Raw genomic sequence first — 16,716 nt, forward strand, 5'->3', positions numbered from 1 at the left:
GTCAGGTCACCTTCCGGAGGTCGTCGAAGAGGGGCAGGTATGCCGTGAGGTCGGCTCGCGTGCCGCTCACCCGGAGGCGACCGTCACCCGCCGCCGTCGCCGGGTCGAGGGTGCCGACGGCGAGAGCGAGCCAGGTGTCGGCGTCGGTCTCGATGACGTTGGGCGGCGTCCCCCGTCGGTGCTGGAGCCCCTCGACGCACTGCACGACGCCGAACGGCGGCACCCGCACCTCGACACTGCGCCCGGGCGCCCGGATGCCGAGCTCCTCGAGGGTGAATCGCACCGCCGTGGCCGTCGTGGGCCGGTCCACGGCGCCCCCGCCGGCTCGGGCATCGGCCCACGTCAGGAGGGCTGCGCGACCCTCGGCGACGGGCACTCGGCGACGGGGCGGCATACCGACGATCCTAGGTCGCCCCTCCGACGGGCGCCCCCCACCGAAGGTCTTCACGCGGATTTCACAAATAGTTATGCAGACCCGGTGACTCCGCGGCAAATGTGGGGCAGCATGAGCGAGTTGCCGGGGCCCCTGCCCGGCGTGAACGGCTCCCCGGAGGACCCATGAAGCACGGCAAGACCCTCGCCACGGCCACGGTCGGCCTCATCCTGGCCGGTTCGGCAGCGATGACCGGCACGACGGCGTCGGCGGCGACCAACATGAAGGGCGGACCGCTCCCCGCGGGGACGACGCCGATCAACATCCTCAACCTCAACGACTTCCACGGTCGCATCGACACCGACGGCAAGGGGACGCTGGGCAAGAACTTCGCCTGCACGATCCTCACCCAGCGTGAAGCCCTCGGCGCCGCGAACACCCTCACCCTCGGCGCCGGCGACCTCATCGGCGCCTCGCCCTTCACGTCCTCGATCCAGAACGACGAGCCGACGCTCGACTTCCTCGACGCGATCGGCATGAACGCCTCCGCGGTCGGCAACCACGAGTTCGACCAGGGCTACGAGGACCTCACCCAGCGCGTCGAGCCGCGCGCCGACTTCGAGTACGTCGGCGCCAACGTCTTCCTCAAGGGCACCCAGACCCCGGCGCTCAAGCAGTACGAGTCGTACGACGTCGCCGGTGTGCGCGTCGCCGTCGTCGGTGGCGTCACGCAGGACACCCCCAACCTCGTCGAGGGTGCGGGGGTCGCGAACCTCGACTTCATCGACCCGGTCGTGGGCGTCAACCGCGTCGCGGACCAGCTGACCGACGGCAACGCCGCCAACGGTGAGGCCGACGTCATCATCGCCGAGTACCACGAGGGCGGGCCCTACTCCTCGACGTCGGGCACGCTCGAGGACCAGCTCAAGGTCCCCGTCTTCGCGCACCTCGTCAACGACACGTCGCCCAAGGTCGCCGCGATCATGCAGGGCCACACCCACCAGGCCTACGTCTACGACGTGCAGGTCCCCGGCGAGGCCGCCGGCTCGACCCGCCCGGTGCTCCAGACCGGTCAGTACGCCGCCACCGTCGGCAAGGTCCAGCTCGGCTGGGACGCGACCGCCAAGAAGGTCACGGCCTACAACGCCGCCCTCGTCCCGGCCACCGCCCCCACCGCCGGCTGCCTCGCGAACCCGACGTTCCAGGCTGCCTCGAAGATCATCGACGACGCCATCGCGTACGCCGCACCCATCGCCAACCAGAAGGTCGGCGAGGTCACGGCCGACATCACCCGCGCCGGCACGGCGGGCTCGGACCGTGGTCGCGAGTCGGCCCTGTCCAACCTCATCGCCCAGCAGTACGTCGAGTCGGTCAACGCCCCCGGGCGTGAGCTCGGCGCCGACATCGGTGTCATGAATCCGGGCGGCGTGCGCGCCGACCTGCTCTACGGCACCGACGGCACCGTGACGTTCGCCCAGGCGGCCACCGTGCTCTCGTTCGGCAACGCCCTCAAGGTCGCCGACTACACCGGCGCGCAGTTCAAGCAGATCCTCGAGGAGCAGTGGCAGCCCGGCTCCTCGCGGCCGTTCCTCGCCCTCGGCCTGTCGGAGGGTGTCACCTACACCTACGACCCGGCGCGGGCCCTGGGTGACCGGATCACCGGCGTCTTCCTCGACGGTGCGCCCATCGACCCGGCGAAGGTCTACACGATCACGTCCTCGTCCTTCCTCATCACCAACGTCGGCGCGGCCCCGGACAACTTCGGGACCTTCCTCAAGGGCACGAACTACCGCGAGGCAGGTCTGGTCGACCAGAACGCCTTCGTCGACTGGCTCAAGGCCAACAGCCCGGTCTCGCCTCCTGAGGTCCAGCACGGTGTCGGAGTCCTCGGCGCCCCGCAGGCGGTCAACTACGGCAAGACCACGTCGTTCCGCGTCGAGGGCCTCGACCTGGCCTCGGCCAACCCTGTCAGGAACACCTCGGTGACGGTCACCCTCGACGGACGGACCGTGGGCACCTTCCCGGTCGTCCAGGGTCGCATCACCACCCCGATCCCGACGCGCGACGGTGCCGCGACCGTGTCGTTCAAGCTCACCGGTCAGATCCTGCCGGACGACTCGCCGCGCACGGCATACCTCAAGGTCGTCGCCCAGCCAACGGGCACGACCGCCTACATCCCGGTGCAGGTCAAGGGCTGACCGCCCACCTCGCCGGACCCGAGCACCCCCTGCGCCACGACGGCGCGGGGGGTGCTTGGCTGTGCGGGTGAGTGAGGCCGAGTTCGTCGAGGACGGCGACGTCACGTGGATCACCGTGGGCGGTCACGCGCAGTCGGCGGTCTCGCTCACGGACCCCTCACTGCTCGTCTTCGAGTACGTCCAGCAGCTGGCCCTCTGCATCGACGCGGTCTTCGCCCGGCCGACTCCCGTGCGGGTCACCCATGTCGGCGGTGCCGGCCTGACGCTCGCGCGCTGGGTCCACCACACCCGGCCGGGTTCGCCGCAGATCGTGCTCGAGCCCGACGTGCCGCTGACCGAGGCGGTGCGCCGTGAGCTCCCGCTGCCGCGCGGGCACCGCATCCGGGTCCGGCCGCAGAGTGGCGAGGAGGGCGTCGCCGGGCTCGCCTCCGCCAGTGCGGACCTCGTCATCCTCGACGCGTATGCCGGCGGGCAGGTCCCCGCGTCCCTCACCACGGTCGAGTGGCTGGGTGAGGTGGCGCGCGTCCTCGCGCCGGGCGGACTCCTCCTCGCGAACCTCGGCGACCGACCCGGGCTCCGGTATGCCGCACGCGTCGCCTCGGGTGCCCGGGCCGCGCTGGGACCGGGTGCGCAGACGGCATACGTGGGGTTGCACCACGTCCTCAAGGCGAAGGGGTTCGGCAACGTCGTCCTCGCCGCGTCCCGCGAGGCGCTGCCGATCGACGCGATGCGGCGGGCGGCGGCCCGACAGCCGCTGCCCACGGGTGTGGTGGCGCCGGGAGAGGTGCTGTCACGTGCGGCGGGCGCCTACCCGTTCAGCGCCGCCCGCGACGACACGGCCCAGTCCCCCGCCCCACCCGACTGACCGCCGGCTGTCGGGACCACCTCGCGCTGTCGGGGGTGAAGGTGTCGGCGACGACGCAGCCTGCCCCCGACAAACGGGGGTGCCGTGCATGTCGTCGACACGTAACCTCGCGCCATGGATGAGGACGTCGAGGACACGCAGTGGACCGAAGCCGCCCGTGAGCGCTACGCCGCGAGCGCCGAACAGCTCATCGCGCAGATCCGGCGACACGTCGAGCTCACCACGGGGCGCGAGGGCCGTCAGCGCGAGCTCGGTCCGTACTTCGAGTCCACGGACGAGGTCCACGAGGCCGCTGTGGCCTTCACCGACGCCGAGTTCGACTGGTGCGGATCGACGTCGATCAGAGTGCACACCCACAAAGACGACGAGGACGACGACAACTGGAACGACGAGGAGGACGAGGAGGGCGACGTCCTGTCGGTCCTGGGTCGGTGGGACTTCCGGATCACCGACCCCGAGGCATTCCTCGCGGCCGGCCGTCGGGCCTACGCCAAGACCTGGCCGGGCGACACCGCCGAGGACGCCGAGATCGCCGTGCAGACACCCCACAACGTGGTGAGCGAGCTGCTCCACGGTCGTGGGCTGGGCCGCGTCGAGAAGGCACCCGGGGTCGAGGTCCGCCAGTACTGGACGACCACTTTCGTGCACGACGGCACCGAGGTCGACGAGGACGACCCATTCGGCATCGCCGTGGGGTGACGCGCTGGCAGGCCCCGCAGGCTGTCGGGACCACCTCGCGCGGTCGGGGCCGAAGGTGTCGGCGACGACGCAGCCTGCCCCCGACAACCCTCGGCGGGGTCAGGCCGCGTCGGCCTCGCGGGCGACCCGGGCCTCACGGGCCGCTTCGACCTTGGCCCGGCGGCGACGCCTGAGCCTCATCTGGGGGTCGTCACCCTCGCCGAGCTGGGCCGGCCCGAAGACCTCGAACATCGCCATCTGGATGCGGTAGCCGAGCCGGTAGCCCAGCGACAGCCCCTCGTTCTCCGGCTTGCTCATCGACGCCTTCCTTCGAGCACAAATGGTTTGTGCACTCACGATATCACCGAAGCATCGTAGGATCGGACCCGTGACGACGTCGAAGACCAGCCCCGCCGCGGCGGGTACCGACCTGCTCGCCCTCGACCGCCAGGTCTGCTACGCCCTGGCGGTCGCGTCACGCAACGTCATCGCGCTCTACAGGCCGCTGCTCGAGCCGATGGGGCTGACGCACCCGCAGTACCTCGTGATGCTCGCGCTCTGGGAGGAGACGCCACTAACCGTGAGCGAGCTGGGGCGTCGGGTGAGCCTCGAGCCGGGCACGCTGTCACCGCTGCTCAAGCGCCTCGAGTCCAGCGGCCTCGTCACCCGGGCACGTGACCCGCGCGACGAGCGAGCCCTCGCGGTCTCGCTCACCCCCAGCGGCGCACGACTCCGTCGCCGGGCCGAGAAGGTGCCCCCGGCGATCCTCGAGCGCCTCGGCATGGAGCTCAGCGAGCTCGAGGACCTGCGTGACGGCCTCACCCGCCTCATCACCGCCGCCCGCTCGGCCCCCTGACCGCCTGACGATCAGCCGACGAAGGTGCGAGCGTTGCGGAACATCCGCATCCACGGCGAGACGTCGTCGACGCGGCCGCTCGTCCACGACATCTGCGCGTTGCGCTGGACCCGCTCGGGGTGCGGCATCATCGCCGTGAACCGGCCGTCCGGCGTGGTCACCGCGGTGAGCCCGTCCGGTGAGCCGTTGGGGTTGAACGGGTATGCCGGTGAGAGACCGCCGTCGTTGGCGACGAACCGCGCCACCCGGTGCACGGACGCCGCGTCGCCACGCGCGGTGAAGTTCGCGAAGCCCTCGCCGTGTGCGACCGCGATCGGGAGGTGCGACCCCGCCATGCCGGACGTGAAGATCGACGGGGACTCGAGCACCTCGACGAGCGAGAGACGGGCCTCGTACTGCTCGGACCGGTTGCGGGTGAAGCGAGGCCACGCCTCGGCGCCCGGGATGAGGTCGGCGAGGGCGGCGAACATCTGGCATCCGTTGCAGATGCCGAGGCCGAAGGTGTCGCCGCGGTGGAAGAAGTCGTGGAACTGCTCCGTGAGCGCGTCGTTGAACAGCACCGAGCGCGCCCAGCCCTCGCCGGCGCCGAGCGTGTCGCCGTAGGAGAAGCCGCCACAGGCGACGAGGCCGACGACGTCGGACAGCGACGCCCGGCCGCTCTGGAGGTCGGTCATGTGGACGTCGAGGGTCTCGAACCCGGCGCGGTGGAACGCGTAGGCCGTCTCGACGTGGCTGTTGACGCCCTGCTCTCGCAGGATCGCCACCCGCGGGCGAGCCCCGACGTTGAGGTAGGGGGCGGCCACGTCGTCGGCCGGGTCGAACGTGGGCGACACCCGCAGGCCCGGGTCGTCGTCGGCGCCGAACGCCGCGTGCTCCTCGTCGGCGCACTCGGGGTTGTCGCGCAGGGCGGAGATCCGCCACGATACCTCGTCCCACGCCTGCGCCAGGTCCGTCAGTGGCTCGTCCAGCGGCACCTCGCCGTCGACGGACACGGTGACCCGGCGCTCCGGGTGGGTGCCGCCGATGACCGTCGCGAGCTCACCGACTCCCGCCCGGATGAGCACCTCGCGCACCTCACCGACAGAGTCGGAGCGCACGCCGAGCACCGCACCGAGCTCCTCGGTGAACAGCGCCGCCACCGAGTCGACGGCGATCTCGAGACCGAAGCCACTCGCGAACGCCATCTCGCACACGGTCGCCCACAGACCACCGTCAGAACGGTCGTGGTAGGCGAGCAGCAGCCCACGAGAACGCAGCTCGCGCACGGCATCGGCGAGGGCCACGAGGCGCGACGGGTCGTCGAGGTCGGGGACCTCACCACCGAACACGCCGGACACCTGCGCCAGCATCGACCCGCCGAGACGGTTCGCGCCCGCGCCGAGGTCGATGAGCACCAGCGCCGACTCGGGCTCGAGCTGCGGCGTCAGCGTGCCGCGCACGTCCGGCAGCGCGGCGAACGCCGACACGACGAGCGACACGGGCGACGTGACCTGCCTGGCCTCGCCAGAAGCCGCGTCGGTCCAGCGGGTCCGCATCGACATCGAGTCCTTGCCGACCGGCACCGAGATCCCGAGCGCCGGGCACAGCGCCATCGCCACAGCCTGCACGGTGTCGTAGAGCGCGGCGTCCTCGCCGGTCTCTCCGGCCGCGGCCATCCAGTTGCACGACAGCTTGACCGACGATAGCGCGGTGATCGGCGCGGCCAGAAGGTTCGTGATCGCCTCCCCGACTGCCATGCGACCGGAGGCGGGAGCGTTGACGGCAGCGAGCGGCATACGCTCCCCCGACGCCATGGCCTCCCCCGCGAAGCCCGCGTGGTCCGCCAGGGTGACCGCGACGTCGGCGACCGGCACCTGCCACGGACCGACCATCTGGTCGCGGTGCGTGAAGCCCCCGACCGTGCGGTCGCCGATGGTGACGAGGAACCGCTTGCTCGCGACCGAGGGGTGACGCAGGACCGCGTATGCCGTGTCCCGCACCGCGATCGAGCTCGTGTCGAGCGTGTCCCCGGTCCACGACACCCGGGTGACGTCGCGCGTCATGCGGGGTGGCTTGCCGAGCAGCACCTCCATCGGCATGTCGATCGGGACGTCCGCGTCGGACTCGCCGGCCACGAGCAGCTGCGCGTCGTCCGCCGCCACCCCGATGACCGACAGCGGACAGCGCTCGCGCTCGGCGAACGACTCGAGCAGCTCCAGCGACTCGGGGGCGATGGCGAGGACGTAGCGCTCCTGGCTCTCGTTGACCCAGATCTCCTTGGGCGCGAGACCGGACTCCTCGAGGGGGACCGCCGACAGGTCGAAGCGGGCGCCGAGACCGGCGTCGTCGACGAGCTCGGGGAAGGCGTTGGACAGGCCACCCGCTCCGACGTCGTGGATCGCCAGCACGGGGTTGTCGGCGCCGAGGGACCAGCAGTGGTTGATGACCTCCTGGGCGCGCCGCTCCATCTCGGGGTTGCCGCGCTGCACGGAGTCGAAGTCGAGCTCGGCGGCGTTGGCGCCGGACGCCATCGACGACGCCGCCCCTCCGCCCATGCCGATGCGCATGCCCGGTCCGCCGATCTGGAGCAGCAGCGTGCCCGCGGGGAAGCGGACCTTCTCGGTCTGGTCGGCGCTGATCGAGCCGAGGCCGCCGGCGCTCATGATCGGCTTGTGGTAGCCGCGGCGCACGCCGTCGACGGTCTGCTCGTAGACGCGGAAGAAGCCGCCGATGCCGGGCCGGCCGAACTCGTTGTTGAACGCCGCGGCACCGATCGGGCCCTCGACCATGATGTCGAGCGGGGTCGCGATGTGGTCGGGCGCGCCGTAGGGGTCGGCCTCCCAGGGCTCGTCCGTGCCGGGCAGGTGGAGGTTCGACACGACGAACCCGGTGAGCCCCGCCTTCGGAGCGGAGCCACGCCCGGTCGCGCCCTCGTCGCGGATCTCGCCGCCGGCACCCGTCGCCGCGCCCGCGAACGGCGAGATCGCCGTCGGGTGGTTGTGGGTCTCGACCTTCATGAGGACGTGGACGTCCTCCTCGCGCGCGACGTAGGTCGCGGGTCCGTCGCCACGCTCGGGCAGCCAGCGCTCGATCCGCCCACCCTCCATCACGGAGGCGTTGTCCTTGTAGGCGACGACCGTGCCCGCACCGGCGACGGCCTCGGTGTGCCGGATCATCCCGAAGAGGCTGCGGGTCTGCGGCTCCCCGTCGACGACGAAGTCGGCGTTGAAGATCTTGTGGCGGCAGTGCTCCGAGTTGGCCTGCGCGAACATCATGAGCTCGACGTCGGTGGGGTTGCGCTGCAGCCCGGTGAACGACTCCGCGAGGTAGTCGATCTCGTCGTCGGACAGGGCCAGCCCGTATGCCGTGTTCGCACCTTCCAGCGCCTCGCGCCCGCCACCGAGCACGTCGACGTGCTCCATCGGCTCGGCCTCGCGCTCCTCGAAGAGGGCCGCTGCGGCATCCCGGTTCGGCAGGGCGGTCTCGGTCATCCGGTCGTGCAGCAGGGCCGCGAGAGCCGCCCACCGCTCGCCGTGCGGGTCGGAGGAGTCGGATCCGCCGGACGGGTCGCCGAGGTCGACGCCCTCGACGGTGTACTCGGTGACGCGTTCGACGCGGCGGATGTCGATGCCGCAGTTGTGCGCGATGTCGGTGGCCTTGCTCGCCCACGGCGAGATGGTGCCCAGGCGGGGCCCGACCACGACGAGGGTCCGCGGGCCCTCGGAAGGCGACTGGCCGGCATACGGCTCGCCGTAGGTGAGGAGGCGCTCGATGGTGACCCGCTGCGTCTCGTCGAGGGGCTCCTCGCTCGCGACCCAGTGGACGAAGCGTGCGGTGAGCCCGGTGACCGACGGCTCCACCGCCTGGAGGCGGGCCAGGAGGGCACGTGCCCGGAACGGTGACAGCGCAGAGCCGCCGTCGACGGTGGTCAGGGCGAGTTCGTGCGACGAAACCATCACTCAGGGATCTCCGTGGGAGGTGCGGCTGGGCCGGGTCACAGGCTACTGGGCACCCGGACCGGGCCGTGACCTCGGCTCAACGGGTGAAGACCCCGCGCCAGCACGGGTGGTCGGTGAGCGTGTCGATGCGCTCGATGGCGACCTCGCGCAGGCCGTGCTCGGTGAAGGCGGCCACCTCCTCGGCCGTGAGCAGCCAGGGCGGGCCCGAGCCGTCGTCGTCCGGCGGCAGGACGCCGTGGATCGCGACGAGCGTGCCACCCGGCGCGACGAGCGCGGCGACCGCGGCCGTGGTCTGCCCGCGCATCGGCGGGGGGAGTGCCTGGACGGTGTAGACGTCGACGACGAGGTCGAAGCCCTGCTGCCACTCCTGCGGCAGCTCGAAGAGGTCGGCCACGTGGTAGTCGACGGTCGAGCCCGGGTGTCGCGCCCGGGCCGTGCGGATGGCGGTGGGCGACAGGTCGAAGGCCGTCGTGTCGAAGCCCCGCTCAGCGAGGTGCTCGGCGTCGGCACCCAGGCCACAGCCCACGACGACGGCCTTGCGCCCCTCGCCCGTGACCTCACCCCTGCGGGTCCAGTCGGCCAGCAGCGGCTGGGGCTCCGAGCGGTCCCACGCCATCTCGACCTCACCGGACTCACCGGCGGCGTAGAGCTGCTCGAACCAGCCGGTGGGGTCGCCCCGCCCGACGCTCGCCTGCGCGAGCCGGTCCGCCTCTGCCTGCCATCCCCGCGGCTCGGTGCTCATGGTGGGCACGCTACGCCGAGCAGGTCAGGGTCCGCGTCGGGTGAGCCCGGACGAACCCTGACCGCACCGGCGTCGTGGTGCTCGAGCTCCTAGCCCTCGTGCTCGATGTTCCCGCGGCAGGCCTCGCCGGGGCTGGGCACGAAGTCCTTCAGGCCCAGGCTGACGAAGAGCCCGTAGCTCTGGGTGTAGTTGCGCTGTGACGACAGGTCGTCGTCGTCGCGGCCCGGAGGGTTGCCCTCGACGCTGTCCGGCACGTCGCGTCCCGAGTACGAGCAGGCGGACTTGCCGTTCTCGCCACCCGGGATCGGGTCGCCCTTGCCGTTGTACTCGCCGGCGGACGCCGAGGCAGCCCCACCGATCACGAGTGCCAGGGCGACGATGCAGGTCGATGCGGTTCTCTTCATGAAGGTCTCGCCTCTCCGTGTCATGTGACGAGACGCCTGGCGAGACGCCTCGCGGGACGCAAAGCGTCAGCCATTCGCGGACGCTACTCGCGGCCCGTCACTGCTGACATGGCCCGTTGAGGCGGGCGAGAGGGGGCACCGACGGGCCATGCCCGGAGCACGATGGCGCAGCGTCAGAACGTGCGACCGGTGAGGCGCTCGTAGGCCTCGACGTACTTGGCCCGGGTCCGCTCGACGACCTCGGCGGGCAGCGGCGGCGGCGCCCCGCCGAACGCCTTGTCCCAGCCGCTCGCCGGAGAGAGCAGCCACTCGCGGACGAACTCCTTGTCGAAGCTGGGCTGGGTGTGCCCCGGCTCCCACTGGTCGGCCGGCCAGAAGCGGGACGAGTCCGGGGTGAGCACCTCGTCGGCGAGCACGATGCGCCCGTCGGCGTCGAGACCGAACTCGACCTTGGTGTCGGCGATGAGGATGCCTCTCTCACCCGCGATCTCGTTGCCACGGGCCAGGATCCGGGTGGTGAGGTCGCGCAGGCGGGCGGCCAGCTCCGGTCCGACCTCGGCCTCCACGGCCTCGTAGGACATCGGCTCGTCGTGCTCGCCCATCGGCGCCTTGGTCGAGGGGGTGAAGAGCGGCTCCTCGAAGCGGTCGCCGTCGCGCAGCCCTTCCGGGAGCGCGAGCCCGCTCACGGTGCCGTCCGCGACGTACTCACGCAGGCCACCACCGGTGAGGTAGGCCCGCGCCACGCACTCCACCGGCACCATGTCGAGGCGCTGGACCAGAACGGCGCGACCGGCGACGACCTCGGGGACGTCGGTCGAGACGACGTGGTTGGGCACGAGGTCGGCGAGCTGGTCGAACCACCACAGCGACAGCTGCGTGAGGACGGCACCCTTGTCGGGGATCGGCGGGTCGAGGATGAAGTCGAACGCCGAGATCCGGTCCGACGCCACGAGCAGCAGCTGGTCGTCGCGGCTCTGCGGTGTGTAGAGGTCGCGCACCTTGCCCGAGTAGAGGTGGGTGAAGCCGGGGATCTCGAGCGGTGACTGCGTCTCGGGCGTCGTCATGCCGCCGATTCTCGCAGTCGCTCCATGCTCGCGCGCCAGTCCCCTCGCGGAGGTGTTCCAGCCGTCTCGCGGCGCTCAGACCGGGCGGTCCGGACGCGGGTCGGCGTCGGGGCGCGGGTCGGCGTCGGGGCGCGGGTAGGCGTCCAGGACGCGCAGCGCCCGCAGGGTCACCCATCGGTTCGGCTCCCCCGCCCTCGGGTAGGCGAGGTGGGTCTGTCCCGGGTATCCGCGTGCGGCCGCCCACCGCCCGTCGGGGTGCCGCCGGCCGAGGACCACGTCGAGCGCGGCGTCCATCCGCGGGTCGCGAGCCACCCCGGCTTCCCGCAGGGCGTCCAGGGCGCGCAGGACGTCGAAGTACCACCGGGTCGGGTGGTGCAGCCGGGTGAGCTCCGGCCGGATGGGGGTCCGGGTGCCCCGCACCCGGAACAGCTCTCGAGCGAGCAGGCACTCCACCGCCCGGTCGCGGGCCTCCCGCAGCTCGCCGGACCGGTGCCCGACGCCCGAGGCCAGGCAGGTGGTGAACCCCTCGACGACCGAGAGCGTGGTGTGGACCGAGGACGTCCGCGCCCCGGAGCGGTTGCTCCGGCAGTTGAACCCGCCGTCCGCCATCTGCTCCCCCAGCACGAAGTCGACGACGCTCACCAGGTCGGCCTCGGGTGCCCCGAACCAGCCGGCGTAGTCGAGGAACATGCCGTTGACGCACACGTCGCTGACCTTCACGGACCCGATGGGGTTGACCCCGCCGTCGCGTGACTTCTCCTCGAGGACCAGGTCGACGGTGGCCCGGGCCGCGGGGTGGGTGCCGGGCAGCTCGAGCCGGCGCAGCTCCAGGAGCGTGTAGTGGCTGGAGGTCCACTTCGGCTGGTAGAAGCCACGCCCCCAGTGCCCGCTCGGCTGGCGCGCGGCGAGCAGCACTGCGGCGTCGCCGTCGGTCGCGATCGCACCCCGCAGCTCCTCGGCCTCGGCATCGGCGTGGAGCAGGTCGCGCAGCGTCTGGTGCCGGACCGCCGAGTCGCCGGCCAGGAGCCACGCCACCACCTCGTCCCGCGACGAGCCCGGAGGCCGTGCCACCTCAGGCCCTGGCTGCCGGCGGCCAGCGGCGCGCACCCGGGCCGTCGGCGGCGTGGACATCGTCGGGGTTGTAGATCGGGCACGAGGTGACCGACAGGCAGCCGCAGCCGATGCAATCGGTGAGCCCGTCACGCACCCGCGTCATCGCCTCGATCCGTTCGGTCAGCGCGTCGTGCCAGGCCGCGGACATGCGTTCCCAGTCGCGCCTCGTCGGCGGGTGGTCGGCGGGCAGGGTCGCGAGCGCCTCCCCGATCTCGGTGAGGCTCAGGCCGAACCGCTGGCCTGCGCGCACCACGGCGATCCGGCGGAGCGTATGCCGTCCATAACGTCGGTGGTTCCCGGCGTTCCGCTCGCTCTGGATCAGCCCGCGGTCCTCGTAGAAGCGGACCGTGGGGACCGAGACGCCGCTGCGTGCGGCGACCTCCCCGATCGGCAGCAGGTCGTTCTTGTCCACGCACCCAGCCTACGGTCGATCTCAAGTGGGCTTGAGATCTTGGGAGGACACCCCTGCCGGCCCAGCAGGTGGTGGCAGGTGTCGCAACCCCCTCGGGGACTGGCACAGTACGGGTCATGCTCACGTCCCGCGACCTCTCGCTCATCGCGATCTTCTCCGGTGTCATCGCCGCCCTCGGACTCGTGCCGGCCGTCTCCCCGTTCGGCGGAGCGGTGCCGATCACGGCCCAGTCGATGGGCATCATGCTCGCCGGAGCCGTCCTCGGCGCCAAGCGCGGCGCCCTCTCGGTGCTGCTCTTCCTCGCCCTCGTGGCCGTCGGGCTGCCGCTGCTGGCCGGTGGCCGTGGTGGGCTCGGCGTCTTCGCCGGCCCGAGCGTCGGCTACCTCATCGGCTTCCCCGTCGCCGCCTGGCTCGTCGGCCGCCTCACCGAGAGGATCGGCCGCCCCTACAAGGTCACGCTCGGCGCGATGGCCAACATCCTCGGCGGAGTCCTTGCCCTCAACGTCCTCGGCATCATCGGCATGTCGCTCGTGCTCGGCATCTCGCTGGTCAAGGCGACCGTCCTCGCCGCCGCCTTCCTCCCGGGCGACCTCGTCAAGGCGGTCCTCACGGCGCTGGTCGCGAGCGGGGTCCACGCGGCCTACCCGGGGCTCATCCCCGCGCGCGGCGAGCGCACGGCGGCCCCCGACCGCGTTTCCGCCTGACCGCCACCCCTCCCCACCCGTGCCCGACATCCGCGTCGCCTCCGTCAGCCACTCGTTCGGTGACGGGGCGACGCGGCGGGCGGTCCTGCGCGACGTCGACCTCGCCCTGACCGAGCACCGCATCGGTGTCGTCGGCGCGAACGGCTCGGGCAAGTCGACCTTCGTCCGGCTGCTCAACGGGCTCGTCCACCCGGACTCGGGCACGGTCACCGTCGACGGCCGCGACACGGTCCGGGACGGGCGCGAGGTGCGGCGGCACGTCGGCTTCTGCTTCACCGACCCCGACGCCCAGATCGTCATGCCGACCGTCGCCGAGGACATCGCGTTCGGCCTGCGTCGTCGCGGCCTCACCAAGGACGAGGTGCGGGCTCGCACCCAGGCCGCGCTCACGGCATACGGGCTCGAGGGCCACGCCGACCACCCGGCCCACCTGCTCTCGGGCGGCCAGAAGCAGCTGCTCGCGCTCGCCAGCGTCCTCGTGACCCAGCCCGACCTGCTCGTCCTCGACGAGCCCACGACCCTGCTCGACCTGCGCAACGCCGAGATGGTCCGGCGCCTCGTCGACGGGCTCGCCCAGCAGGTCGTCCTCGTCACCCACCACCTCGACCTGCTCGACGGGTTCGACCGCGTGCTCGTCTTCGACGACGGCCGGGTCGTGCACGACGGCTCCCCGGAGACGGCGGTCGCGGCCTACCGCGCGCTCGCCGCACGCTGATGCCCGCCGCCGTCCCGCTCTTCCTGCCCGGCTCCTCGCCGGTCCACCGTCTCGGCGCCGGCGTCAAGCTGCTCCTCCTGCTCGCCACCGGCGTCGCGCTGGCGGTCTGGCGCACCCCGTGGCAGGTCGGGCTCGCCGTCGCGCTCGTCCTTCTCGGGTATGCCGTCGCGCACCTGCCGCTGCGGGTGCTGCTGCGTCAGGTGGTCGCCCTCTCGTGGGTCGCGGTGCCGCTGCTGGCCGTCCAGTGGGTCTTCGCCTCGTGGCAGGTCGCCGTGGGGGTCGTGGGGTCGTTCGTCTCCCTCGTCCTCCTCGCGGGACTCGTCACCCTCACGACGCGGACGACGGCGATGGTCGACGTCGTCGTGCGGGCCTGCGGGTGGCTGCGGCGGCTCGGCGTCGACCCGGAGCGGGTGGGGCTCATGATCGCGCTGGGCATCCGGTCGGTGCACGTCGTCCTCGGCCTCGCGCAGGAGGTCCGGGAGGCGCAGCACGCCCGAGGGCTGCGGGCGAGCCCGCGGGCCTTCGCCGTGCCGCTCATCGTCCGATCGCTGCGGCACGCGGACCGGCTCGGCGAGGCGCTGAGCGCCCGCGGCGTCGACGACTGAGCCACGCCCGGCCGGACGTCTCGCAGGTCAGACGACGCAGAACTCGTTGCCCTCGGGATCCTGCATGACGACGTGGTCCAGCCGTCCGTCCTCGTCGGTGTCGTCACGCACCGAGCGGGCACCGTGGGCGACGAGATCGGCCTCGACCGCCCGGATCCGCGTCCGGCGGACCGCCTGGTCGACGTGCCGACCACCGCTGACCTTGAGGTCGAGGTGGATCCGGTTCTTGACCGTCTTGGCCTCCGGGACCCTGAGGAAGCTGATCGAGGGCCCCTCACCGGTGGGAGGGCGGATGGTGGCGCCGTCGCCCCACTCCTCCTCGGGGACCCCCTGGTCGGTGAGGAAGCTCGACCAGTCGGCCCAACCCTTCGGCGGCGGGGCCTCGACGTAGCCGAGGGCGTGGCACCAGAAGCGCGCCAGCACCTGCGCTTCGGCGCAGTCGACGGTGATGCCCAGGTCGGGGTTGTCGCGCATGCTGCCCAACCTAGGGTTTCGGTCCGTCAGCCGACGGCGATCTCGTCGCGTGACGCCCTGAGCGCGATGTCGCTGCGGTGGTGCCCGCCATCGAGCCCGACGAGGTCGACCGCGGCGTAGACCCGTTCGCGGGCCTGTCCCAGGTCGGCGCCCGTCGCGACGACCGACAGGACGCGTCCACCCGCGGAGACCAGCGTGCCGTCGCCGTCGAGTGCCGTCCCGGCGTGGAGCACGTATGCCGTCGGCACCCCCTCGACGTCGTCCAGCCCGCTGATCGGGTCACCGGTGCGCGGTGTGCCCGGGTAGTTGTGCGAGGCGACGACGACGGTGACCGCGTGCTCCTCGGACCAGCGCAGCGCGTCGTACTCCTCGAGCCGACCGGTCGCGGCGGCCTTGAGCAGCCCTCCGAGCGGCGTGAGGAGCCGGGCGAGCACCACCTGCGTCTCGGGGTCCCCGAACCGGGCGTTGAACTCGATGACCCTCGGGCCGCGGCCCGTCATCGCGAGCCCGATGAAGAGGACGCCGACGAAGGGCGTGCCGCGGCGACGCATCTCGTCGATGGTCGGCTGGGCCACCCGCCGGACCAGGTCGCCGGTGAGACCCTCGGGCGCCCAGGACAGCGGGCTGTAGGCACCCATCCCGCCGGTGTTGGGGCCAGCGTCGTCGTCGCCGACGCGCTTGAAGTCCTGCGCCGGCGTCAGCGGCACGACGGTGGTCCCGTCGCTGAGCACGAAGAGCGAGACCTCGGGGCCCTCGAGGAACTCCTCGACGACCACCTCGCCGCCCTCCTTGGCGAGGCAGGCCTCGGCGTGGGCGAGTGCGGCGGCACGGTCCTCGGTGACGACGACGCCCTTGCCCGCGGCGAGCCCGTCGTCCTTGATGACGTAGGGAGCGCCGAAGGCGTCGATCGACTCGGCGACCTCGTCGAGGGTGGTGCACAGGTGCGCCATCCCGGTCGGGACCTCGGCAGCGGACATGACCTCCTTGGCGAAGGCCTTGCTCCCCTCGAGCCGCGCCGCCTCTGCCGACGGCCCGAAGACGTCGAAACCGCTGTCCCGCAACACATCTGCCACTCCGGCGACGAGCGGCGCCTCCGGCCCGATGACGACCAGGTCCACGGCGTGGCGGCGGGCCACCTCGAGGACGGCCTCGGCGTCGGTGACGTCGGTGAGCGGCTCGCACAGCGCAAGCCGGTCGATGCCCGGGTTGCCGGGCGCAGCGACGACCGCGTCGACGGACTGGTCGGCGACGAGGCTGCGGACGATGGCGTGCTCGCGGGCACCTGAGCCGATGACGAGGACCTTCATGGGCGCCAAGCCTAGGGCGGAGGAGGTGCTCGGGCGTCGGCAGTCCAGCGCACGGCATACGCCGTCGTGACCGGGATGCGGGGCGAGAAAGAGGTGTGGGCGCGACGCGCCCGGGGAGCAGGGGGGTACCCCCGGGTGCGCCGCGCCCGTTCGTGCGGCACTCACGGTTGGGGGGAACCGGAGGCTCTGCGCGAACGTCGACGTGGTCGACGTGACCCACCATGACACGTGCTTCACCCTTCATTCAAACCAAACGGCGGCGGATTCC

17 protein-coding genes are annotated in these 16,716 nt (G+C 72.0%); 7 read left to right on the forward strand and 10 right to left on the reverse strand.

The window, feature by feature from the left end; translation table 11 throughout:
* Position 1: 1 nt before the first annotated feature.
* Complete coding sequence (locus LL946_RS05170; protein ID WP_404385462.1) at positions 2-394, reverse strand: sterol carrier family protein; 393 nt, start codon at positions 392-394, stop codon at positions 2-4.
* A 164-nt stretch (positions 395-558) separates the two neighbouring features.
* Between LL946_RS05170 and LL946_RS05175 the strand changes: the two genes are divergently transcribed.
* The 3 genes from LL946_RS05175 to LL946_RS05185 all read left to right on the forward strand — a co-directional run bounded on the left by LL946_RS05175 (position 559) and on the right by LL946_RS05185 (position 4,135).
* Positions 559-2,571: a bifunctional metallophosphatase/5'-nucleotidase gene (locus LL946_RS05175; protein ID WP_404385464.1), complete on the forward strand. Its 2,013-nt coding sequence runs from the start codon at positions 559-561 to the stop codon at positions 2,569-2,571.
* Between the two features lie 67 nt (positions 2,572-2,638).
* On the forward strand, positions 2,639-3,436 hold the full coding sequence (locus tag LL946_RS05180; RefSeq protein ID WP_404385466.1) for a spermidine synthase: 798 nt from the start codon (positions 2,639-2,641) through the stop codon (positions 3,434-3,436).
* Between the two features lie 114 nt (positions 3,437-3,550).
* Positions 3,551-4,135 (forward strand): hypothetical protein, encoded by a 585-nt coding sequence (locus tag LL946_RS05185; protein WP_404385468.1) that lies wholly within the window; start codon positions 3,551-3,553, stop codon positions 4,133-4,135.
* A gap of 99 nt (positions 4,136-4,234) precedes the next feature.
* On the opposite strand, the gene LL946_RS05190 is transcribed toward LL946_RS05185, so the two are convergent.
* Entirely contained in the window at positions 4,235-4,432 is a 198-nt protein-coding gene (locus LL946_RS05190; RefSeq protein ID WP_404385470.1) for a hypothetical protein, read from the reverse strand.
* 70 nt (positions 4,433-4,502) lie between these two features.
* On the opposite strand from LL946_RS05190, the gene LL946_RS05195 reads away from it, so the two are divergent.
* Positions 4,503-4,970, forward strand: coding sequence for a MarR family winged helix-turn-helix transcriptional regulator (locus LL946_RS05195; protein WP_404385472.1), 468 nt, complete (start codon positions 4,503-4,505; stop codon positions 4,968-4,970).
* Positions 4,971-4,981: 11 nt separating this feature from the next.
* Here the strand turns inward: LL946_RS05195 and purL are convergent, their stop codons facing one another.
* The 6 genes from purL to soxR all read right to left on the reverse strand — a co-directional run bounded on the left by purL (position 4,982) and on the right by soxR (position 12,643).
* A complete protein-coding gene (purL, locus tag LL946_RS05200; RefSeq protein ID WP_404385474.1) occupies positions 4,982-8,905 on the reverse strand; it encodes a phosphoribosylformylglycinamidine synthase in 3,924 nt (1,307 codons plus the stop codon).
* 79 nt (positions 8,906-8,984) lie between these two features.
* Complete coding sequence (locus tag LL946_RS05205; protein ID WP_404385476.1) at positions 8,985-9,650, reverse strand: class I SAM-dependent methyltransferase; 666 nt, start codon at positions 9,648-9,650, stop codon at positions 8,985-8,987.
* Positions 9,651-9,739: 89 nt separating this feature from the next.
* Positions 9,740-10,054 carry a hypothetical protein gene (locus tag LL946_RS05210; protein ID WP_404385478.1) on the reverse strand — a complete coding sequence of 105 codons (315 nt, stop codon included), beginning with the start codon at positions 10,052-10,054 and terminating at the stop codon, positions 9,740-9,742.
* Between the two features lie 173 nt (positions 10,055-10,227).
* Positions 10,228-11,118, reverse strand: a complete 891-nt coding sequence (locus LL946_RS05215) for a phosphoribosylaminoimidazolesuccinocarboxamide synthase (RefSeq protein WP_404385480.1) — start codon at positions 11,116-11,118, stop codon at positions 10,228-10,230.
* 75 nt (positions 11,119-11,193) lie between these two features.
* Positions 11,194-12,189: a hypothetical protein gene (locus LL946_RS05220; RefSeq protein WP_404385482.1), complete on the reverse strand. Its 996-nt coding sequence runs from the start codon at positions 12,187-12,189 to the stop codon at positions 11,194-11,196.
* 1 nt (position 12,190) lies between these two features.
* Positions 12,191-12,643 carry a redox-sensitive transcriptional activator SoxR gene (gene soxR, locus LL946_RS05225; RefSeq protein ID WP_404385484.1) on the reverse strand — a complete coding sequence of 151 codons (453 nt, stop codon included), beginning with the start codon at positions 12,641-12,643 and terminating at the stop codon, positions 12,191-12,193.
* Positions 12,644-12,759: 116 nt separating this feature from the next.
* On the opposite strand from soxR, the gene LL946_RS05230 reads away from it, so the two are divergent.
* The 3 genes from LL946_RS05230 to LL946_RS05240 are packed head-to-tail and all read left to right on the forward strand — an operon-like array spanning position 12,760 to position 14,667.
* Positions 12,760-13,347, forward strand: a complete 588-nt coding sequence (locus LL946_RS05230; protein WP_404385486.1) for a biotin transporter BioY — start codon at positions 12,760-12,762, stop codon at positions 13,345-13,347.
* A 19-nt stretch (positions 13,348-13,366) separates the two neighbouring features.
* Complete coding sequence (locus LL946_RS05235; protein ID WP_404385488.1) at positions 13,367-14,062, forward strand: energy-coupling factor ABC transporter ATP-binding protein; 696 nt, start codon at positions 13,367-13,369, stop codon at positions 14,060-14,062.
* Entirely contained in the window at positions 14,062-14,667 is a 606-nt protein-coding gene (locus tag LL946_RS05240; protein WP_404385490.1) for an energy-coupling factor transporter transmembrane component T family protein, read from the forward strand. Before LL946_RS05235 ends, LL946_RS05240 begins: the two co-directional genes overlap by 1 nt.
* A gap of 27 nt (positions 14,668-14,694) precedes the next feature.
* Here the strand turns inward: LL946_RS05240 and LL946_RS05245 are convergent, their stop codons facing one another.
* Together LL946_RS05245 and purD are read right to left on the reverse strand one after the other, a co-directional pair.
* Entirely contained in the window at positions 14,695-15,141 is a 447-nt protein-coding gene (locus LL946_RS05245; RefSeq protein WP_404385492.1) for a VOC family protein, read from the reverse strand.
* 26 nt (positions 15,142-15,167) lie between these two features.
* Positions 15,168-16,448: a phosphoribosylamine--glycine ligase gene (gene purD / locus LL946_RS05250; protein ID WP_404385494.1), complete on the reverse strand. Its 1,281-nt coding sequence runs from the start codon at positions 16,446-16,448 to the stop codon at positions 15,168-15,170.
* Positions 16,449-16,716: the final 268 nt, after the last annotated feature.

The sequence above is a fragment of the Knoellia locipacati genome, assembly GCF_044791685.1.
Lineage (GTDB): Bacteria > Actinomycetota > Actinomycetes > Actinomycetales > Dermatophilaceae > Knoellia > Knoellia locipacati_A.